General features: G+C 71.7%; 16 protein-coding genes. 7 read left to right on the top strand and 9 right to left on the bottom strand.

The annotated features are described in order from the left end of the window. Window positions 1-19 precede the first annotated feature (19 nt). From ACIBBA_RS10615 to ACIBBA_RS10605, 3 genes are read right to left on the bottom strand one after another with little or no spacing between them, the layout of a single operon-like run. Window positions 20-817 (bottom strand): alpha/beta fold hydrolase, encoded by a 798-nt coding sequence (locus ACIBBA_RS10615; protein WP_396695861.1) that lies wholly within the window; start codon window positions 815-817, stop codon window positions 20-22. An 11-nt stretch (window positions 818-828) separates the two neighbouring features. After that, entirely contained in the window at window positions 829-1,290 is a 462-nt protein-coding gene (locus ACIBBA_RS10610; protein ID WP_396695859.1) for an SRPBCC domain-containing protein, read from the bottom strand. Next, complete coding sequence (locus tag ACIBBA_RS10605; protein WP_396695857.1) at window positions 1,287-1,646, bottom strand: ArsR/SmtB family transcription factor; 360 nt, start codon at window positions 1,644-1,646, stop codon at window positions 1,287-1,289. Before ACIBBA_RS10605 ends, ACIBBA_RS10610 begins: the two co-directional genes overlap by 4 nt. 99 nt (window positions 1,647-1,745) lie before the next feature. Here ACIBBA_RS10605 and ACIBBA_RS10600 point away from each other — a divergent pair, with 99 nt between their 5' ends. Both ACIBBA_RS10600 and ACIBBA_RS10595 read left to right on the top strand, forming a co-directional pair. Further along, on the top strand, window positions 1,746-2,246 hold the full coding sequence (locus tag ACIBBA_RS10600) for a GNAT family N-acetyltransferase (protein WP_396695855.1): 501 nt from the start codon (window positions 1,746-1,748) through the stop codon (window positions 2,244-2,246). A gap of 76 nt (window positions 2,247-2,322) precedes the next feature. After that, a complete protein-coding gene (locus tag ACIBBA_RS10595; RefSeq protein ID WP_396695853.1) occupies window positions 2,323-3,744 on the top strand; it encodes a hypothetical protein in 1,422 nt (473 codons plus the stop codon). Window positions 3,745-3,794: 50 nt separating this feature from the next. On the opposite strand, the gene ACIBBA_RS10590 is transcribed toward ACIBBA_RS10595, so the two are convergent. Genes ACIBBA_RS10590 through ACIBBA_RS10580 form a run of 3 tightly spaced genes read right to left on the bottom strand, consistent with a single transcriptional unit; the run spans window position 3,795 to window position 6,636 of the window. Then, on the bottom strand, window positions 3,795-4,547 hold the full coding sequence (locus ACIBBA_RS10590) for an NADPH-dependent F420 reductase (RefSeq protein WP_396695851.1): 753 nt from the start codon (window positions 4,545-4,547) through the stop codon (window positions 3,795-3,797). Window positions 4,548-4,562: 15 nt separating this feature from the next. Next, on the bottom strand, window positions 4,563-5,594 hold the full coding sequence (locus ACIBBA_RS10585) for an LLM class flavin-dependent oxidoreductase (protein ID WP_396695849.1): 1,032 nt from the start codon (window positions 5,592-5,594) through the stop codon (window positions 4,563-4,565). Further along, entirely contained in the window at window positions 5,587-6,636 is a 1,050-nt protein-coding gene (locus tag ACIBBA_RS10580; RefSeq protein WP_396695847.1) for an LLM class flavin-dependent oxidoreductase, read from the bottom strand. The genes ACIBBA_RS10585 and ACIBBA_RS10580 overlap by 8 nt, the downstream gene beginning before the upstream one ends. Window positions 6,637-6,743: 107 nt before the next feature. On the opposite strand from ACIBBA_RS10580, the gene ACIBBA_RS10575 reads away from it, so the two are divergent. Further along, window positions 6,744-7,235: a MarR family winged helix-turn-helix transcriptional regulator gene (locus ACIBBA_RS10575; protein WP_396695845.1), complete on the top strand. Its 492-nt coding sequence runs from the start codon at window positions 6,744-6,746 to the stop codon at window positions 7,233-7,235. Window positions 7,236-7,764: 529 nt separating this feature from the next. Then, window positions 7,765-9,612 carry a zinc ribbon domain-containing protein gene (locus tag ACIBBA_RS10570; protein WP_396695843.1) on the top strand — a complete coding sequence of 616 codons (1,848 nt, stop codon included), beginning with the start codon at window positions 7,765-7,767 and terminating at the stop codon, window positions 9,610-9,612. Here ACIBBA_RS10570 and ACIBBA_RS10565 read toward each other — a convergent pair. Both ACIBBA_RS10565 and ACIBBA_RS10560 read right to left on the bottom strand, forming a co-directional pair. After that, window positions 9,533-9,697: a hypothetical protein gene (locus ACIBBA_RS10565; RefSeq protein WP_396695841.1), complete on the bottom strand. Its 165-nt coding sequence runs from the start codon at window positions 9,695-9,697 to the stop codon at window positions 9,533-9,535. The two genes, ACIBBA_RS10570 and ACIBBA_RS10565, sit on opposite strands and share 80 nt — an antisense overlap. Window positions 9,698-9,880: 183 nt before the next feature. Then, complete coding sequence (locus ACIBBA_RS10560) at window positions 9,881-10,876, bottom strand: aldo/keto reductase (RefSeq protein WP_396695839.1); 996 nt, start codon at window positions 10,874-10,876, stop codon at window positions 9,881-9,883. A 124-nt stretch (window positions 10,877-11,000) separates the two neighbouring features. Here ACIBBA_RS10560 and ACIBBA_RS10555 point away from each other — a divergent pair, with 124 nt between their 5' ends. Together ACIBBA_RS10555 and ACIBBA_RS10550 are read left to right on the top strand one after the other, a co-directional pair. Continuing rightward, window positions 11,001-11,846: a helix-turn-helix transcriptional regulator gene (locus ACIBBA_RS10555; RefSeq protein WP_396695837.1), complete on the top strand. Its 846-nt coding sequence runs from the start codon at window positions 11,001-11,003 to the stop codon at window positions 11,844-11,846. 65 nt (window positions 11,847-11,911) lie between these two features. After that, window positions 11,912-12,691: an SDR family NAD(P)-dependent oxidoreductase gene (locus ACIBBA_RS10550; RefSeq protein ID WP_396695835.1), complete on the top strand. Its 780-nt coding sequence runs from the start codon at window positions 11,912-11,914 to the stop codon at window positions 12,689-12,691. A 57-nt stretch (window positions 12,692-12,748) separates the two neighbouring features. On the opposite strand, the gene ACIBBA_RS10545 is transcribed toward ACIBBA_RS10550, so the two are convergent. Then, entirely contained in the window at window positions 12,749-13,771 is a 1,023-nt protein-coding gene (locus tag ACIBBA_RS10545) for a zinc-dependent alcohol dehydrogenase family protein (RefSeq protein ID WP_396695833.1), read from the bottom strand. Window positions 13,772-14,124: 353 nt separating this feature from the next. Here ACIBBA_RS10545 and ACIBBA_RS10540 point away from each other — a divergent pair, with 353 nt between their 5' ends. Continuing rightward, entirely contained in the window at window positions 14,125-14,448 is a 324-nt protein-coding gene (locus ACIBBA_RS10540; RefSeq protein WP_396695831.1) for a carboxymuconolactone decarboxylase family protein, read from the top strand. Window positions 14,449-14,659 lie beyond the last annotated feature (211 nt).

Genomic DNA, 14,659 nt, shown 5'->3' with positions numbered 1-14,659 from the left:
CGTGAGGATCTGTCGGCCGCTACGGCCTGTCAGCGGTGAAGAAGGCGGTCAGCGCCGGGGCGAGGGCGTCGGGTGAGACGTCGTGCGTCTGCCCGTCGAGGGTGCGGTACGCGGCGGTGGGCAGCGCCCCGGCGGTGGCCTCGGCGGCCCGCTGGAGGAGCTGTGGGCTCGCGTCGCCGGCGAGGACCAGGGTGGGGACGGTGATCCTCGCCGCGAGGTCGCGCGGCACGTGGCCGTCGCCGAGGACGGCGTCGTCGTAGCCGAGCGTCGGGGCGATCGCCTCGAACGCGGCCCAGTGCGGCTGGGCCCGCATGCCGGCGATCACCTGCGGCGGGACCCCGACGTGCGTCATGAACAGGGCGACCGCGTCGCCGTTGCGACCCGCGGCGAGCAGCTCGTGCAGGTGCTGGGCGTACTCCTTCAGCCGGCTGGCGTTCTCGCCGTCGGCCTCGGCGAGGAACGGCGGCTCGTAGAGCGCGAGCCGGGTGATCCCGGGTCCGGCGGCGGCGGTGGCCAGGGCGAGCGCGGCGCCGGAGGAGATGCCGCAGAGGTACGCCTGGCCGCCGGCCGCCGCGATGACGGCCTGGAGGTCCTCGACCTCCCGGAGCACCGCGTAGGGCGGGGTGTCCCCGCTCTCGCCGCGGCCGCGCCGGTCGTAGGTGTGCACGGTGAACCGGGTGGCCAGCGCGGCGGCGAGCGGCCGCATCGGGCCGCCCGCGCGGGAACACAGGGCGCCGTCGACGAGGACGACGGCTGGACCGTCGCCGGTGCGTTCGTAGCCGATGGCGGTGCCGTCGGCGGAGGTGACCACGGGCATCGAGCTGCTCCTCACTCGGGTTGGGTGGGCTCGACGTCGAGGCTGGCCAGGTAGGCGGCGAACCGGTCGAGGCTGGTGCTGAAGCCGGCCTGCGCCTCGGCGCTCAGGTAGGCGGCGGGCACGTTGGTCTGGTGGGTGATCACTTCGGTCCGCCCGTCGCCCAGGGCGACGAAGGTGACCTCGGTGCGCATGCCACCCTCGACGTCGGACTCGATCCAGACCAGCCGCTCCGGTCGCTGGATCTCGGCGTAGACGGCCCGCATCCGGTAGGTGCTGCCGTCGGCGTCGTTGACCATCGTGGTCTCGAAGGCCCCGCCGGGGCGCAGCTCGACGAGGATGCCGTCGAGCGGGGTGCTGGTGCCGGCCGGGCCCCAGAAGTGGGTCAGGTGCTCCGGCCGGGTCATGCAGTCGAAGAGCAGCTCCGGGGAGCCGTGGTGCACCCGCCGGTAGGTCACTTCGCCGGTCTCGTTCATGGTGTCGTCTCCTCGTGGTGGCGCGGGTCGGCGCGCAGCGCGGCCAGGTGCTCCGCGAGGCGGTCGTGCCGGTCGGCCCACATCTGGCGGTGCCGGGCCATCCAGTCGGCGGCGACCTCCAGGTGTTCCGGCTCCAGCACACACGGGCGGGACTGCGCGGCCCGCCCGCGCGAGATCAGACCGGCCCGCTCCAGCACCTTCAGGTGCTTGGAGACCGCCTGCTGGCTCATCGCGAACGGCTCCGCGAGCTGGTTGACCGAGGCCGCTCCGCCGGCCAGGCGCTCCAGGATCGCCCGCCGGGTGGGGTCGGCGAGCGCGGCGAAGACCAGGCTCAGTTCGTCCTCGACAACAGGCATGCCCCGACCCTATCCACAACCTTTCGTTTGCACAACCGTTAGGTTGTGGTCGGAGCCCGTCTGTCGTCCGCCGGTCCGCCGGCCGGAATGATGATCGGCGTGGACACGGTGACGATCCGGGACCGAACCCCAGCCGACCTGCGACGATGCGCCGACCTGCTCGCCGAGGTGCACCGCCTCGACGGCTACCCGCTGAACTGGCCCACCGATCCGCAGCGATGGTTGAGCCCGCCCGACCTCCAGCACGCGTGGGTCGCCGAGGTCGGCGGGGGTCCGGTGGGCCACATCGCCGTACACGGTGCCGCCGCGCCTCCGCGGCCGCAGTCGGCCCCCGCCGAGGTCGGCCGGCTGTTCGTCGCGCCCGCCGTGCGCGGGCACGGCGTCGCCGGCGCGCTGCTGCGACGGGCCCGGCGCTGGGCCACCGACCGCGACCGCGAGCTGCTGCTGGAGGTCGTCGACCGCCCGGGCTCGACCGCCGTCGCGCTCTACGAACGCACCGGTTGGCGCCACACCCGCACCAGCACCGCCGACTGGACCGCCCCGGACGGCAGCCCGGTGACCCTGCGGCACTACGCACTCCCCCGACCGCACCGGGCCTGAGAGAGCGCGATGACGCGCGTGCCCCCGCACCGTCAGCGACCGAAACGACGTTGCGGCGCGCGGTCACCATGGCGGGATGGACTTCGAGCTGAGCGCCGCGGAGCAGGCGGTGTGGCAGGCCTTCCCCCGACGGGCCCTGGTGGATCTGACCAGCGCCGAGGACCGGGTGGTTCGAGCGTCCGTCATCCGCGCGCTGCTGCTCGGCGCGATGCCACCGGAGGCGGGACAGTTGGCTGCCCTGACCCTGGTCGGCGCCGAGATCTCCGGCACGCTGGACCTGTCGTACGCCGAGATCCCTTACGCCGTCCGCCTGAGTCGGTGCACGTTCGGAGAACGCGTCGAACTGGTCGGTGCCCGGACGCGGGAACTGGACCTGGCCGGCTCCAGACTCCGCGGCCTCTGGGCTGAGAAGGCGTCCATCGAGGGCAACCTCCGGTTGGCCGGGGTCCGGTCTGTGGGCGGTGTCCGCCTCGTGGCCGCCCGGATCGACGGCGCGCTCGTACTGGACGGGGCACAGATCGCCGGAGCGCCGGCGGTGGAGGGCAGCCTCCTCTCCGTCGGCCACGACATCCGGGGCCTGCGCCTGCGCTGCGAGGGCGAGGTCCAGCTCAACAGCGCCGACATCCGCGGTTCGGTGCGGCTGCACGGCGCCACGATCACCAACCCCGACGGCCGAGCCGTGGCGGCGGTCGGCATGGTGGTCGGCGGCACCCTCAGCTGCTGCGACGGGTTCAGCGCCCAGGGGCGCATCAACATCTCCTTCGCCCGCGTCGACAAGCAGGTCTGCTTCGAACACGCCCGGCTGCACGCCAGCACAGGCGTCGGGCTCAACTGCCGGCAACTGCAGACCACCGAACTGGTGCTCGCCACCGGCGAACCGATCGAGCGTCCGGTCGACCTACGGCACGCGCGGGTCGGTGTGCTCCGCGACGACGAACCGCTCGGCTGGCCGACGAAGCTGCGCCTCGACGGATTCAGCTACGACACGATCGTGTCGACGGCTGACGTGCGGCAGCGACTGGGCTGGCTCGACCGCGACGACGACGGGTACGCGCCCCAGGCCTACGAACAGTTGGCGGCGATGTACCGGCGTCGGGGCGAGGAAGACAGCGCCCGGACGGTGCTGTTGCGTGGGCAGCGGCGCCGACGGGCCCTGCAGTCGCGACCGATCCAGCTCTGGGGTTACCTGCAGGACGTCACGGTCGGCTACGGCTACCGACCCGCCCTGGCCGCCATGTGGCTGCTGGCGCTCTTCCTCGTGGGCACCGTGGCGTTCACCACCCAGCAGCCGGTGCCGTTGGACCCGGCGAGCCCGCTGCACTTCCGCGCTCCCGTCTACACACTGGACCTTCTGTTGCCGCTCGTCGACCTGCACCAGGAGACAGCCTTCGAACCGGTCGGGACGACCGTGTGGCTCGCGTACGGGCTTATCGCCTGCGGTTGGATCCTGGTCACCACCATCGCCGCCGGCACCACCCGCGTCCTGCGCCGCGGCTAGTCCGGCCGGTCGGGTCAGGGCTGGCGACGACCCGCCGGACTCGGCGTCACTCAGGACGGGCTTGCCACCGTCTCGGTGTCCGAGCCGTCCGTCGTCGGCCCCGGCGTGCCGGCCCGCGCCCGGGCGACGATGCGCCCACGCTCCGATTCCGGAAAGCGGTCGAGTCTGGCCCGGACCTCGTCGGCGTTCTCGTCGGCGCCGAAGAGTTCGGTGCCCGGCTCGAAGCGGACGCCTTCGGCGAGGGCGCCGGCGATGACCGGGTCGAAGCCGAGCGCGTCCACGAGGGAGGCGACGGCGGTGAGGTCGGCGGGGTCGTCGCCGGCGATCGCGACCGCGGTGCGTGCGCCATCGCCGGCGGGCCGGGCCTTGTCCTCGATGTCGTGGTAGCCCACGTGGTTGAACGCCTTGACGACCCGGGCGCCGGAAAGGAACGCCTGGACGGTCTCGCTCGAGGAGGTGCGCGGATCGGTGAGGTCGTCCCGGATGCCGTCGACCTCCCACCAGTAGTTCATGGCGTCGACGACCAGCTTGCCGCGTAGCGCGTCGGCCGGGATGGTGCGGTACCTGCCCAGCGGCAGGGCGAGGATGACGATGTCGGCGCGGGCCGCGGCGTCGGCGGCGGTGGTGGCGACCGCACCGGGAGTGAGCACCTCGACGGTGAGCGCGATCTTGGCAGTGTCTCCGGAGCCGGCGATGAGCACCCGGTATCCGGCGGCCAGCGCGAGCCTGGCGAGAACGGTGCCCAGCTTGCCGGCACCGAGGATGCCGATGGTCTGGCCGCCGCTCTGGGTGGTGTCGTTCATGTCTGTTCCGATCGTTCAGTTGGCGAGGATGTCGCGAACCATGGGGATCACCTTCGTGCCGTAGAGCTCGACGGCCCGCAGTCGGGCGGATACCGGCTGGGCGCCCGCGGTGTAGATGAGGTCGAACCGGCCGACACCGAGGGCGCTGACGGTGCGGGCGATCTTGCGGGCGACGGTCTCCGGCGAGCCGATGTAGAGGGAGCCGTGCTCGATGTCGGCGTCGAACTCGGCTCGGCGGATCGGCGGCCAGCCGCGCAGGGCGCCGATCCGGTCCCGGATGACCCGGTAGTGCGGCCAGAACACCTCCTTGGCCTCCTCGTCGGTGTCGGCGATGAAGCCCGGCGAGTGCATCCCGACCGGATACGCCGTCGTGCCGAACTGCTCCGCGGCACGCCGGTACAGGTCGATGTAGGGCGCGAAACGCGTGGGCGCGCCGCCGATGATGGCGAGCATGAGCGGCAGGCCGTGGCGCGCGGTGCGGACCACCGACTGCGGCGAACCGCCGACGCCCACCCAGGTGGTCAGGCGGCCCGACTCGGTCTTCGGGAAGACGTCGGCGTCGACCAGCGGGGCGCGCAGGGTGCCGCTCCAGGTGACCGGCTGCTCGTCGAGCAGCTTGACGAAGAGGTCGAGCTTCTCCTCGAACAGCGTGCCGTAGTCGCTGAGGTCGTATCCGAAGAGGGGGAAGGACTCGGTGAACGAGCCACGGCCGAGGATGACTTCGGCCCGGCCGTTCGACAACGCGTCGACCGTGGCGAAGCGCTGGAACACCCGGACCGGGTCGTCCGAGCTCAGCACGGTCACCCCGGAGCCGAGCCGGATGCGCGAGGTACGCGTGGCGATGCCGGCAAGAACTGTCTCCGGGGTCGACACCGAGTACTCCGGCCGATGGTGCTCGCCGACGGCGAGGGCGTCGACGCCGAGCTCGTCGGCCAACACCGCCTCGTCGACGACCTGCCGGATCGCGGCGGCGTAGGAGACCGGCGTACCGGAGTCGTCCTGCGGCACGTCGCCGAAGGTGTCGAGGCCGAACAGGAGGTCAGACATGGGTGGGCTCCTTGCTGAGTAGTTCCCGCACCCGCGGGGCGACCTCTCGGCCGAGCAGCTCGATGGAGCGGGCCCGGGCCTGGCGGGGCAGGTGCATGACGTCGTACTTGAGGTCGAAGCGGCTGAGCCGCAGGTCGCGGGCCATCGTGGCGATCTTCTGGGCCACCGTCTCGGGCGACCCGACGAAGAGTGCCCCGGAGTCGACTTCGGCCGCGTAACGTTCCCGGGTCGGCCGGTAGAAGCCGCGTTCCCGGGCGAGCTGCGTGACGACCGGCTGCCAGTAGCGCCACCAGGTCTCGACGGCCTCCTCGTCGGTGTCGGCGACCAGGCCGAGTGAGTGCTGTCCGACGGACTTCGGGGCGTGCCCGTGCTGTTCGAGCGCGCGGTGGTAGAGGTCGACGTGTCCGGCGAACCGTTGCGGACGGCCGCCGATGATCGCGAGCATGAGCGGAAGTCCGTAGCGGGCGGCGCGGATCACCGAGTTCGGGCTGCCGCCCACGCCGATCCAGGTCGGGATGCCACCCGGGCGCATCCGTGGGTGCGGACGCTGCTCGGTCAGCGGGCTGCGGAAGGTGCCCGACCAGGTCACCGACTCCTCTCGCTGCAGCCGCAGAAACAGGTCGAGCTTCTCCTCGAACAGCTGCTCGTAGTCGGCCAGGTCGTAGCCGAACAGCGGAAACGACTCGGTCGCCGAGGCCCGCCCGAGGATGAGCTGCGCGCGACCGTTCGACACCGCGTCGAGGGTCGAGAACTCGTGGTAGAGCCGGACCGGGTCGTTCGTGCTGAGCACCGTGACCGAGGTGCCGAGCCGGATCCGCTCGGTGGCCGTCGCGATCGCCGAGAGCAGCACGGGCGTCGCCGAGTCGTTGAAGCCCTCGCGGTAGTGCTCGCCGACGCTGAACACGTCGAGCCCGACCGACTCGGCCAACCGGGCCTCCTCGACGATCAGCCGTACCGTCTCGGCATCGCCCATGACGCGGTCGCCGTCGGTGGCCACTTCCCCGAATGTGTTGAGGCCCAGCTCGAAGCCTTCGGTCGTCATGGTCTCCTCCTGCTCCGGTCCCCGGCGGACCGCCACTCGGGGATCGCAACGTTGATTGACTCGTCAATTATTTCCACGATATGATTGACACGTCAATTGGAGGACGGATGACGGAGAACACACCCCAGCGGCGCAGCGGACGCCAGCTGCCGACCGCGGAGCAGCTGCGGATCTGGCGCGACTTCATCGAGACGGCGGACGCACTCAGGTCCCAGCTCAGCTCACGGCTGCAGACCGAGTCGGCGCTGTCTCCCGGTGACTACGCGGTCCTGCTCGCCCTCAGCGAGGCCGAGGGGTCGGGGATGCGCTCCTCCGAGCTCGCGGCCGGCATCGGCTGGCAACGCAGCCGGCTCTCCCATCACCTCGGCCGGATGGAGCGGCGCGGACTCATCCGCCGGGAGGAGTGCGCCGCCGACAACCGGGGCGCCGAGGTCGTGCTCACCCCGACCGGCGCCGAGGCGTTCCGAGGCGCCACCTACCCGCATCTGCGCGCCATCCGCGAACTCTTCGTCGACGCGCTCACGCCGGACCAACTCGCCGCCGCAGGCGAGGTCGCCGTGGCGCTGCGCGCGCACCTCGGCCCGTCCGGCAAAGTGTGACGACCCCCGGATGAGGCACGCCTCGCAACGGGCTGGACGCGGAGGCCGACGTCCCACGCGGTCAGGTCCCGGGGCGCACGTGCTACAGAAAGTGGCTGCTCAAGACGGCAGGAGCGGACGCATGAAGGTGCGCTCGTACCGCACGACGCAGCCCGAGTCGTCGCGGATGCTGTCAGCCGCGACGAACTCCGGGTCATTGCCGAAACGTGCGCGGTAACGCTCGTAGGCTGCCAGGGTGTGCCACTGCTGACTGTTTGGCTAAGCGATCCTACGTGGGCTGTCCGGTCGTTGGCGGTCGTGTTCGCTGGCCGGGTCTGGGGGGTTCGGTCCCGTATGGTGAGGCGTCGATTGTTGGTGGGTGTGGGTGGGGCGTGGGGTTGTGGCGGGTTCGGTGTTGACGTCGACTGCGACGTGCACCGCGTATCGGGCGGTGTGCGGCGGTAAGCCCGACGCGCCCGGAGTTCAATCGCCGGTGGCGGGCCGGGTGCTGGCCGGCCGGGTGGGGTGGCTGGCGGACCTGGTGCGGTGCATGGCCGATCGGGTGATCGCCGCACATTGGTCAGATGCCGATCTTGCGGTGCTTGCTGGCGGGGTCGGGCCTGATGGGAGGCGTCTGCCGGCCAGTGGGTGGATGGCGTTGCGGCGGCTCGGCTGGGGTGCGGTGGCGCCGGCGGGTGTGGTGGTGTCCGACCGGGTTCGCCGCATCGCCGAGGAGGAAGCGGCCCGGGCTCTGCGTCTGGGATGTCACCGTCGCGCGGTGGTTGCCGCGCTGCTGGCCACCTGGCCGGCAGACCCGTCGGCTCGCACCAGTGAGGAGTGGTCGGCGTTGCGGGCGGCGCTGCCCGAAGGCGCCGATAGCGCGACGATCCGTAACCGCACCCGGCAGATCCGCGCATACCTCGATGGGTGTGGGCGGTTGCCGGCGGGGTTGTGTGAGGTGGAGGGTCCGCCGGTTGTGGCGCGGCAGGTGAGCCTGGCCGCGGCGGACCGGCAACAGGTCGTCGTCGACCGCATCGACGACCGCAGGGTGCGGGTGTGGTCGCAGCTTCCGGTGTGCGCGTCGCCGGCCTCCTACCGTGACTGGGTGTGGCATGCCGTCGAGGTGGTCCTGCCGCCCACTGTGCCCGCGGGGGTGAAGGTGTGCAGCCCGACGCTGCGGCCCCGCGACGGCGAAGTCCGGGTCGACCTGCCCTGGCAGACCCCCCACACCCCGCCACCGTTGCACGGCCACAGGCGTGCGCTGGGTGTCGACTGGGGTGTGAACACCCTGCTGACCGCCACCGTGGCCGACCTCGACCAGGACGGCGTCGTGGTGGACGGGCGGCCGTTGCGGTTCGACGCGACCGGCGTGTCGGCGAAACTGGTGCGACTACGCCGCCACCGCGAACACCTCCGCACCAAGGTCGAGCACCTGACCCGGCTGGCCGACGGCCGCCCCGCCCACGCCGATCCGGCTTTGACGGGCAAGCTCGCCCGGCTGGAGGTCGAGCATGAGGCGGTGTGTGCCCGGATCCGGCATCTCAACAAGGCGCTTGCGTGGTCGGCGGCGCGGTGGCTGCTCGACCACGCCACCGCGCACCAGGCCAGCGTGATCTATGTCGAGGACCTCGCCACCCTCGAGACCCGTGGCCGCTCCCGCAGCCTCAACCGGCGCCTGTCCGGCGCGGTCCGCGGCACCGTGTTCACCGCCATCGCCCACCTCGCCGCGAAACGAGGTATCACCGTCGTGACCGTTCCCGCGCGCGGCACCTCGTCGGGCTGCCCCCGCTGCGGTGCCGCGCTCAGGCACGTCAACGCGCCGGACCGGAACGTGGCCGGATATCGGTGGGCCACCTGCACGTGCGGCCTGACACTCGACCGCGACCACGCCGCCTCGCAACGCATCACCGCCCGAGGCCTGACCAACCAGACCAAAACCCGCCGCGACCGCAACGGCCGCGCCGCGATCCGCACAGCCACCGACACACCCGTGCGACGCCCGGCGCGTCGACCCGCCCCCGCCGCGACCGGGCCGGCGCGGGAGCGACGCAAAACGGCACCCACCCCCAAGCAGACCCGACCTACAGGTGCCAAGACTTCACCCCTGCTGCCCTTGCGACGGCAGGTTCCCGCCCCGACACACCCCCCACCGGGGTCTGCCGGCAAGCGTCCGGCGGGACGGACACCCCAGGCAACCAACCCCTCAGGGCCGGTCCGCCAGGTGCCGCACACGGTTTCCACCACCCCGCGACACCCCCACCAGGTCCGCGGGGCAGTCCTCGGCCGCGGCTTCCACCGCCACGTGCACGCCACCCCCATCACCCACGGGACAACGGCACAGGCGAGATGCCCGGATCATGAGGATCAAACAGGAAACCAGAGACGCTCTCGAAGCTGAACAGCGCTTCGGCCTGGTCGCTGGCTCCCTCGGCAGGCAGGAAGTAGCCGTGGTGCACACCACCGTGCTTGGCCACCAGCCGCATCCACTCGTGGGCGAAGCGCTCGAACGCCTCGATCTCCGCGGGGTCGATGGTGTAATGAACGACGCAGGTGATTATGGCCCGACGATACGGGTCGGTGGTCGCACAAGGCGGTGTCGCCGCTGGTGGGCAGCCGGCACGTGGCCGCCCACCACGCGTGAGCAGGGCGGATATGAGCGCCCGGCGTCAGTTGCCGGCGCCCAGAGAGCCCATCATCACCGTCGGATAGCGGTCCCCGCGAGCGGCACCGACCGGAACGGCCCGCTCGATGACGGCCAGGTCGTCGGCGGTCAGGGTGACGTCCGCCGCGCCCAGGGCCTCGGCGAGGCGTTCCCGGGTACGCGCGCCGACCAGCGGCACGATGTCCTCGCCCCGAGCGGCCACCCAGGCGATGGCCAACTGCGCGACCGAGCAGCCCTTCTCGGCGGCGATCCCGCCCAGGGTCTGCACCAGGCCGAGATTGTGCTCGAGGTTGTCGCCGTGGAAGCGAGGGCTGTGCGAGCGGAAATCGCCGGGGCCGGTGCCCCGGCCCGGGGCCCAGTGCCCGGAGATCAGGCCGCGGGAGAGCACACCGTAAGCGGTCAGCCCGATGCCGAGCTCCCGCAGGACCGGCAGGATCTCCCCTTCGACGGCCCGGGAGATCAACGAGTACTCGATCTGCAGGTCGGCGATCGGGTGCACGGCGTGCGCCCGGCGGATCGTGTCCGGGCCGACCTCGGACAGGCCGATGTGCCGGACGTACCCGGCCTTGACCAGCTCGGCGATCGCGCCCACGGTCTCCTCGATCGGCACGTCCGGGTCGAGGCGGGCCGGGCGGTAGATGTCGATGTAGTCGGTGCCGAGCCGGGTCAGCGAGTACGCCAGGAAGTTGCGCACCGCCACCGGCCGGCTGTCGTGGCCGCCCCACGACATATCCGGCCCGCGCAGCCCGCCGAACTTGACGCTGAGCTGGTAGCTGTCGCGGGGGCGGCCGCGCAGCGCCTCGCCGAGCAGCAGCTCGTTGTGGCCCATGCCGTAGAAGTCGCCTGTGTCGATCAGCGTTATCCCCGCGTCGAGCGCGGCGTGGACCGTCGCGATGCTCTCCGTGCGGTCGGACGGCCCGTAAAGGTCCGACATGCCCATGGCGCCGAGGCCGAGGGCGGAGGTGGTCGGTCCGGTGCGGCCGAGGGTTCGGGTCTGCATGTCCGTTCTCCTTCGTTCGATCTCCTCCACCATCCGTCGCCGGACGCCGCCACGGAAACGGAGCGCTTGTCGTAGGAGCGGCGATCTCTGGATGGCGGCCCCGCCCCGGAGAGACGATGGGGTCATGCAGCGCGCCGAACTCGCCGACTTCCTGCGCCGCCGGCGGCAGGCCATCCGTCCCGGGGACGTCGGGGTGGCCGCCGGCCCCCGCCGCCGCACCGCGGGCCTTCGGCGGGAAGAAGTCGCCCTGCTCGCCGGCATGTCGACGGACTATGTCGTCCGCCTGGAGCAGGGACGCAGCGCACAGCCGTCGCCGCAGCTGCTCGGCGCGCTCGCCCGCGCGCTGCGGCTCACCGACGACGAGCGGGCGCACCTCTTCCACCTGGCCGGGCACCAGCCGCCGCCGGGCGACGGGCCGGCGCGCTTCGCCCGTGCCGGCCTGGTACGCATGCTGGACCTGCTCGGCACGACGCCGGCCAGCGTCCTCTCCGACCTCGGCGAGACGCTCGCGCAGAACCGGGCGGGCATGCTGATCTTCGGCGATCCGAGCGGCTTCCGAGGGGACCGGCGATATCACGTGTACCGGTGGTTCACCGACCCCGAAGCGCGCCGGATCCACCCGCCGGAGGAGCACGAGCACCACTCCCGCGTCATCGTCGCCGACCTGCGCGCCGCTGCCGGCCGGCGCCAGGGTGACCCCGAGGTGACCGGGCTGGTTTCCCGGCTGCGAGCGGCCAGCGCGGAGTTCCGGCGGCGGTGGGACGAGCACGAGGTCAGCGTGCGGCGCGCGGACCGGAAGACCGTCGTGCACCCGCGGGTGGGACAGCTACTTATGGACTGCGAAACGCTGACGACGCCGGACCAGGGGCAGGTGCTGCTGGTGTTGACGCCCGCGAACACGGACGCGGCGGAGAAGCTCGCGCTGCTGTCGGTGGTCGGGCTGGAGGAGTTCCCGGCCAGCACGCCCTGAGGCGCCACCGGGGCTCAGACCGGTGCCCGGCGTGATACGCCCACGAACTGGAAGGAACAAGCACCATGACCAAGCTCGCACTCGTCACCGGCGCCACCTCCGGCATCGGCCAGGCCTTCGCCGAGCGGCTGGCCGCTGACGGCTACGACCTGGTGATCGCGGGCCGGCGAAAGGACCGCCTGGACGAGTTCGTCGCCTCCCACCGCGGGGCCAACGTGCGGACGGTGGCTGCCGACCTGTCCACCGATGCCGGGGTGGACGCGATCGCCGAGGTCTGCGCGTCGCAGCCGCTGACGATGCTGGTGAACAACGCCGGCGTGTCGCACTACATGCCGCTCGCGGAGCTTCCCGCCGACAAGGCCAGGGAACTCGTACACGTCAAGGTCGTCGCCCCGACGATGCTCACCCGCGCCGCCGTCGCCGGCATGCAGCAGCGAGGCGACGGCGCCATCATCAACGTGGCCGGCATGATCGCCTTCAGCGGTCCGGCACCGAGTTCGATGATGCCCCGCCGGGCCGTCTACGCCGGCACCCTGGCCCACCTCGTCGCGATGTCCCAGACGTTGAGCGCCGAACTGGCCGGCACGGGCGTCAAGGTCCAGGTCGTGTGCCCCGGCGTGGTGGCCACCGAGTTCCACGAGCGGCAGGGTCTCGACATGAGCGTGGTCCCGCGGATGAGCGCCGACGACGTGGTCACGGCCAGCCTGCGCGGTCTCGAACTGGGCGAGGTCGTCGTCGCCCCGGGCGTGGAGGACGCCGGGCTCCTGGACGCGGTCTTCCAGGCCGACCTCGCCGCATTCGGCGGACAGAGCCCCGAACTCGCCACCCGCTACCGGGCCGGCTGAGGCGTAGTCAGCGGGTGGCTGCTGGATCGGCCACACCCTCAGGGGCGGCGCCGTGCGTCAGGGCTTGAGGAGAGTCTTGACGGCGCGACGCTCGTCCATCGCCCGGTAGCCGTCGGCGGCCTGCTCAAGCGGCAGCGTGAGGTCGAAGACCCGGCCCGGGTCGATCTGCCGGTTCCAGATCAGGTTGATCAGCTCGGGCAGGAAACGGCGCACCGGGGCGGGGCCACCGTGCAGATGCACGTGGGAGAAGAACAACTCCTCGCCGGGTAGCTGGACCCCGTGGGCGACACCGACGTAGCCGACGTGACCCCCGGCACGGGTCGAGCGGATCGCCTGCATCATCGACTCCTGGGTGCCGACCGCCTCGATGACCGAGTGCGCGCCGAGCCCCTCGGTGAGGTCCTTGATCCGGGCCACGCCCTCGTCGCCGCGCTCGGTGACGATGTCGGTCGCACCGTAGTGGATCGCGAGTTTCTGGCGGGACTCGTGTCGGCTGACCGCGATGACGCGCTCCGCGCCGAACTGCTTCGCCGCCAGCACTGCGAGGAGGCCGACGGCGCCGTCACCGACGACAGCGACGGTCCTGCCCGGTGCGACCTCGGCCGCCACCGCACCGAACCAGCCGGTGCCGAGCACGTCGGAGGCCGCCAGCAGGTCCGGAATCAGATCATCCGAGGGGATGTCCGGGGTGGCGACCAGCGTGCCGTCAGCCAGGGGAATGCGAAGGTACTCGGCCTGGGCGCCGAGTCCGCCGATGGGCTCGCGGTGCACGCAGGAGCTCTGGTAGCCCGCGCGGCAGATGGCGCAGGTGTTGTCGGAGGCGAAGAAGGATCCGACGACGAACTGGCCCGGTTTGATGTTCCTGACCTCGCCGCCGACCTCCTCGACGACGCCGACGTACTCGTGGCCCATCGGCGACGGCCCGTTCACCGCCTCGACGCCCCGGTAGGGCCACAGGTCGGAACCGCAGACGCAGGCGGCGGAGACGCGGATGATCGCGTCGGTCGACAGGAGGATCCGCGGATCCTCGCGCTCCTCCACCCGGACGTCGCCGGGGGCGTGCAGAACAGCACCACGCATCAGGTTCTTCCTCTCACCTTGACGGGCGGCCGGGACACCGCCGGTCACCCTCCCGGGCGTACCCGGACAGGGCGTGGGAAATACCACCATCCGGCGAGTAACCGTCGAAACCGACAGCGGTCCCCATCCTGGGTCCGTTGACCGGGTCCCGTTGTTCCTTACCCAGCAGAGCCCGACACACCCCGCGCAGGGCGTTTCTGCTGAAAGGTGGAGTGATGGAGCACCCACCGCTCGCGGCCTGGGACGGCCTCGCCGAGAGCCGGGACGGCCGGAGACCGAGTGGGGCCAGCACGGCACCGACGAGGACGACGGCCAGCAGCGGGCCCTGAGCCCAGGCAAGGAGGCACACCACCATGTCCGAACCCGCGCAACCATCAACCGCCCGGCAGAATCTCGGCAGCTTCGCGCCGAAGCTGGTGTCGCTCACCGACGACGTCCTCTTCGGCGACGTCTGGGAACGCGCCGAGCTCGCTCCCCGCGACCGCAGTCTGATCACGATCGCCGCCCTGGTCGCCGGCGGCAACAGCGAGCAGTTGCCGTACCACCTCAACCTCGGCAGACAGAACGGCCTCACCGAGACCGAGATCGTCGAGGCCATCACCCATCTGGCCTTCTACACCGGATGGCCGAGGGCCGTGTCCGCCATGGGAGTCGCCAAGCAGACCTTCAAAGCCTGACGCCGACAGCAGCGAACCACTCCGCCGACGCGTCAGGTGCACCGGACCTTGCTGGGCTGTCGGTCGCGCCCACCGCAATCGGACGAATTCCGTCCGCTTTGTGGTACGTTCTGGCGATGCCTGACCTGGACCCGGCGTCGGGGGGGGGGGGGGGGGGCCCCCCGGCCCCCCCCCCCCCCCCCCGTCCCGCGCGGGGGGGGGGGGCGCCCCC

It is taken from the genome of Micromonospora sp. NPDC051006, from assembly GCF_044456245.1.
Classification (GTDB): domain Bacteria; phylum Actinomycetota; class Actinomycetes; order Mycobacteriales; family Micromonosporaceae; genus Micromonospora.
Note: the sequence above shows the minus strand (reverse complement) of the source record. Positions and strands in the feature narration are given on the sequence as shown.

Excerpts from the sequence above, each read along its gene's own strand:
- ACIBBA_RS10615 (WP_396695861.1), bottom strand. The coding sequence starts at position 817 with ATGCCCGTGGTCACCTCCGCCGACGGCACCGCCATCGGCTACGAACGC.
- ACIBBA_RS10610 (WP_396695859.1), bottom strand. The coding sequence starts at position 1,290 with ATGAACGAGACCGGCGAAGTGACCTACCGGCGGGTGCACCACGGCTCC.
- ACIBBA_RS10605 (WP_396695857.1), bottom strand. The coding sequence starts at position 1,646 with ATGCCTGTTGTCGAGGACGAACTGAGCCTGGTCTTCGCCGCGCTCGCC.
- ACIBBA_RS10595 (WP_396695853.1), top strand. The coding sequence starts at position 2,323 with ATGGACTTCGAGCTGAGCGCCGCGGAGCAGGCGGTGTGGCAGGCCTTC.
- ACIBBA_RS10590 (WP_396695851.1), bottom strand. The coding sequence starts at position 4,547 with ATGAACGACACCACCCAGAGCGGCGGCCAGACCATCGGCATCCTCGGT.
- ACIBBA_RS10585 (WP_396695849.1), bottom strand. The coding sequence starts at position 5,594 with ATGTCTGACCTCCTGTTCGGCCTCGACACCTTCGGCGACGTGCCGCAG.
- ACIBBA_RS10580 (WP_396695847.1), bottom strand. The coding sequence starts at position 6,636 with ATGACGACCGAAGGCTTCGAGCTGGGCCTCAACACATTCGGGGAAGTG.
- ACIBBA_RS10575 (WP_396695845.1), top strand. The coding sequence starts at position 6,744 with ATGACGGAGAACACACCCCAGCGGCGCAGCGGACGCCAGCTGCCGACC.
- ACIBBA_RS10570 (WP_396695843.1), top strand. The coding sequence starts at position 7,765 with ATGGCCGATCGGGTGATCGCCGCACATTGGTCAGATGCCGATCTTGCG.
- ACIBBA_RS10565 (WP_396695841.1), bottom strand. The coding sequence starts at position 9,697 with ATGCGGCTGGTGGCCAAGCACGGTGGTGTGCACCACGGCTACTTCCTG.
- ACIBBA_RS10560 (WP_396695839.1), bottom strand. The coding sequence starts at position 10,876 with ATGCAGACCCGAACCCTCGGCCGCACCGGACCGACCACCTCCGCCCTC.
- ACIBBA_RS10555 (WP_396695837.1), top strand. The coding sequence starts at position 11,001 with ATGCAGCGCGCCGAACTCGCCGACTTCCTGCGCCGCCGGCGGCAGGCC.
- ACIBBA_RS10550 (WP_396695835.1), top strand. The coding sequence starts at position 11,912 with ATGACCAAGCTCGCACTCGTCACCGGCGCCACCTCCGGCATCGGCCAG.
- ACIBBA_RS10545 (WP_396695833.1), bottom strand. The coding sequence starts at position 13,771 with ATGCGTGGTGCTGTTCTGCACGCCCCCGGCGACGTCCGGGTGGAGGAG.
- ACIBBA_RS10540 (WP_396695831.1), top strand. The coding sequence starts at position 14,125 with ATGTCCGAACCCGCGCAACCATCAACCGCCCGGCAGAATCTCGGCAGC.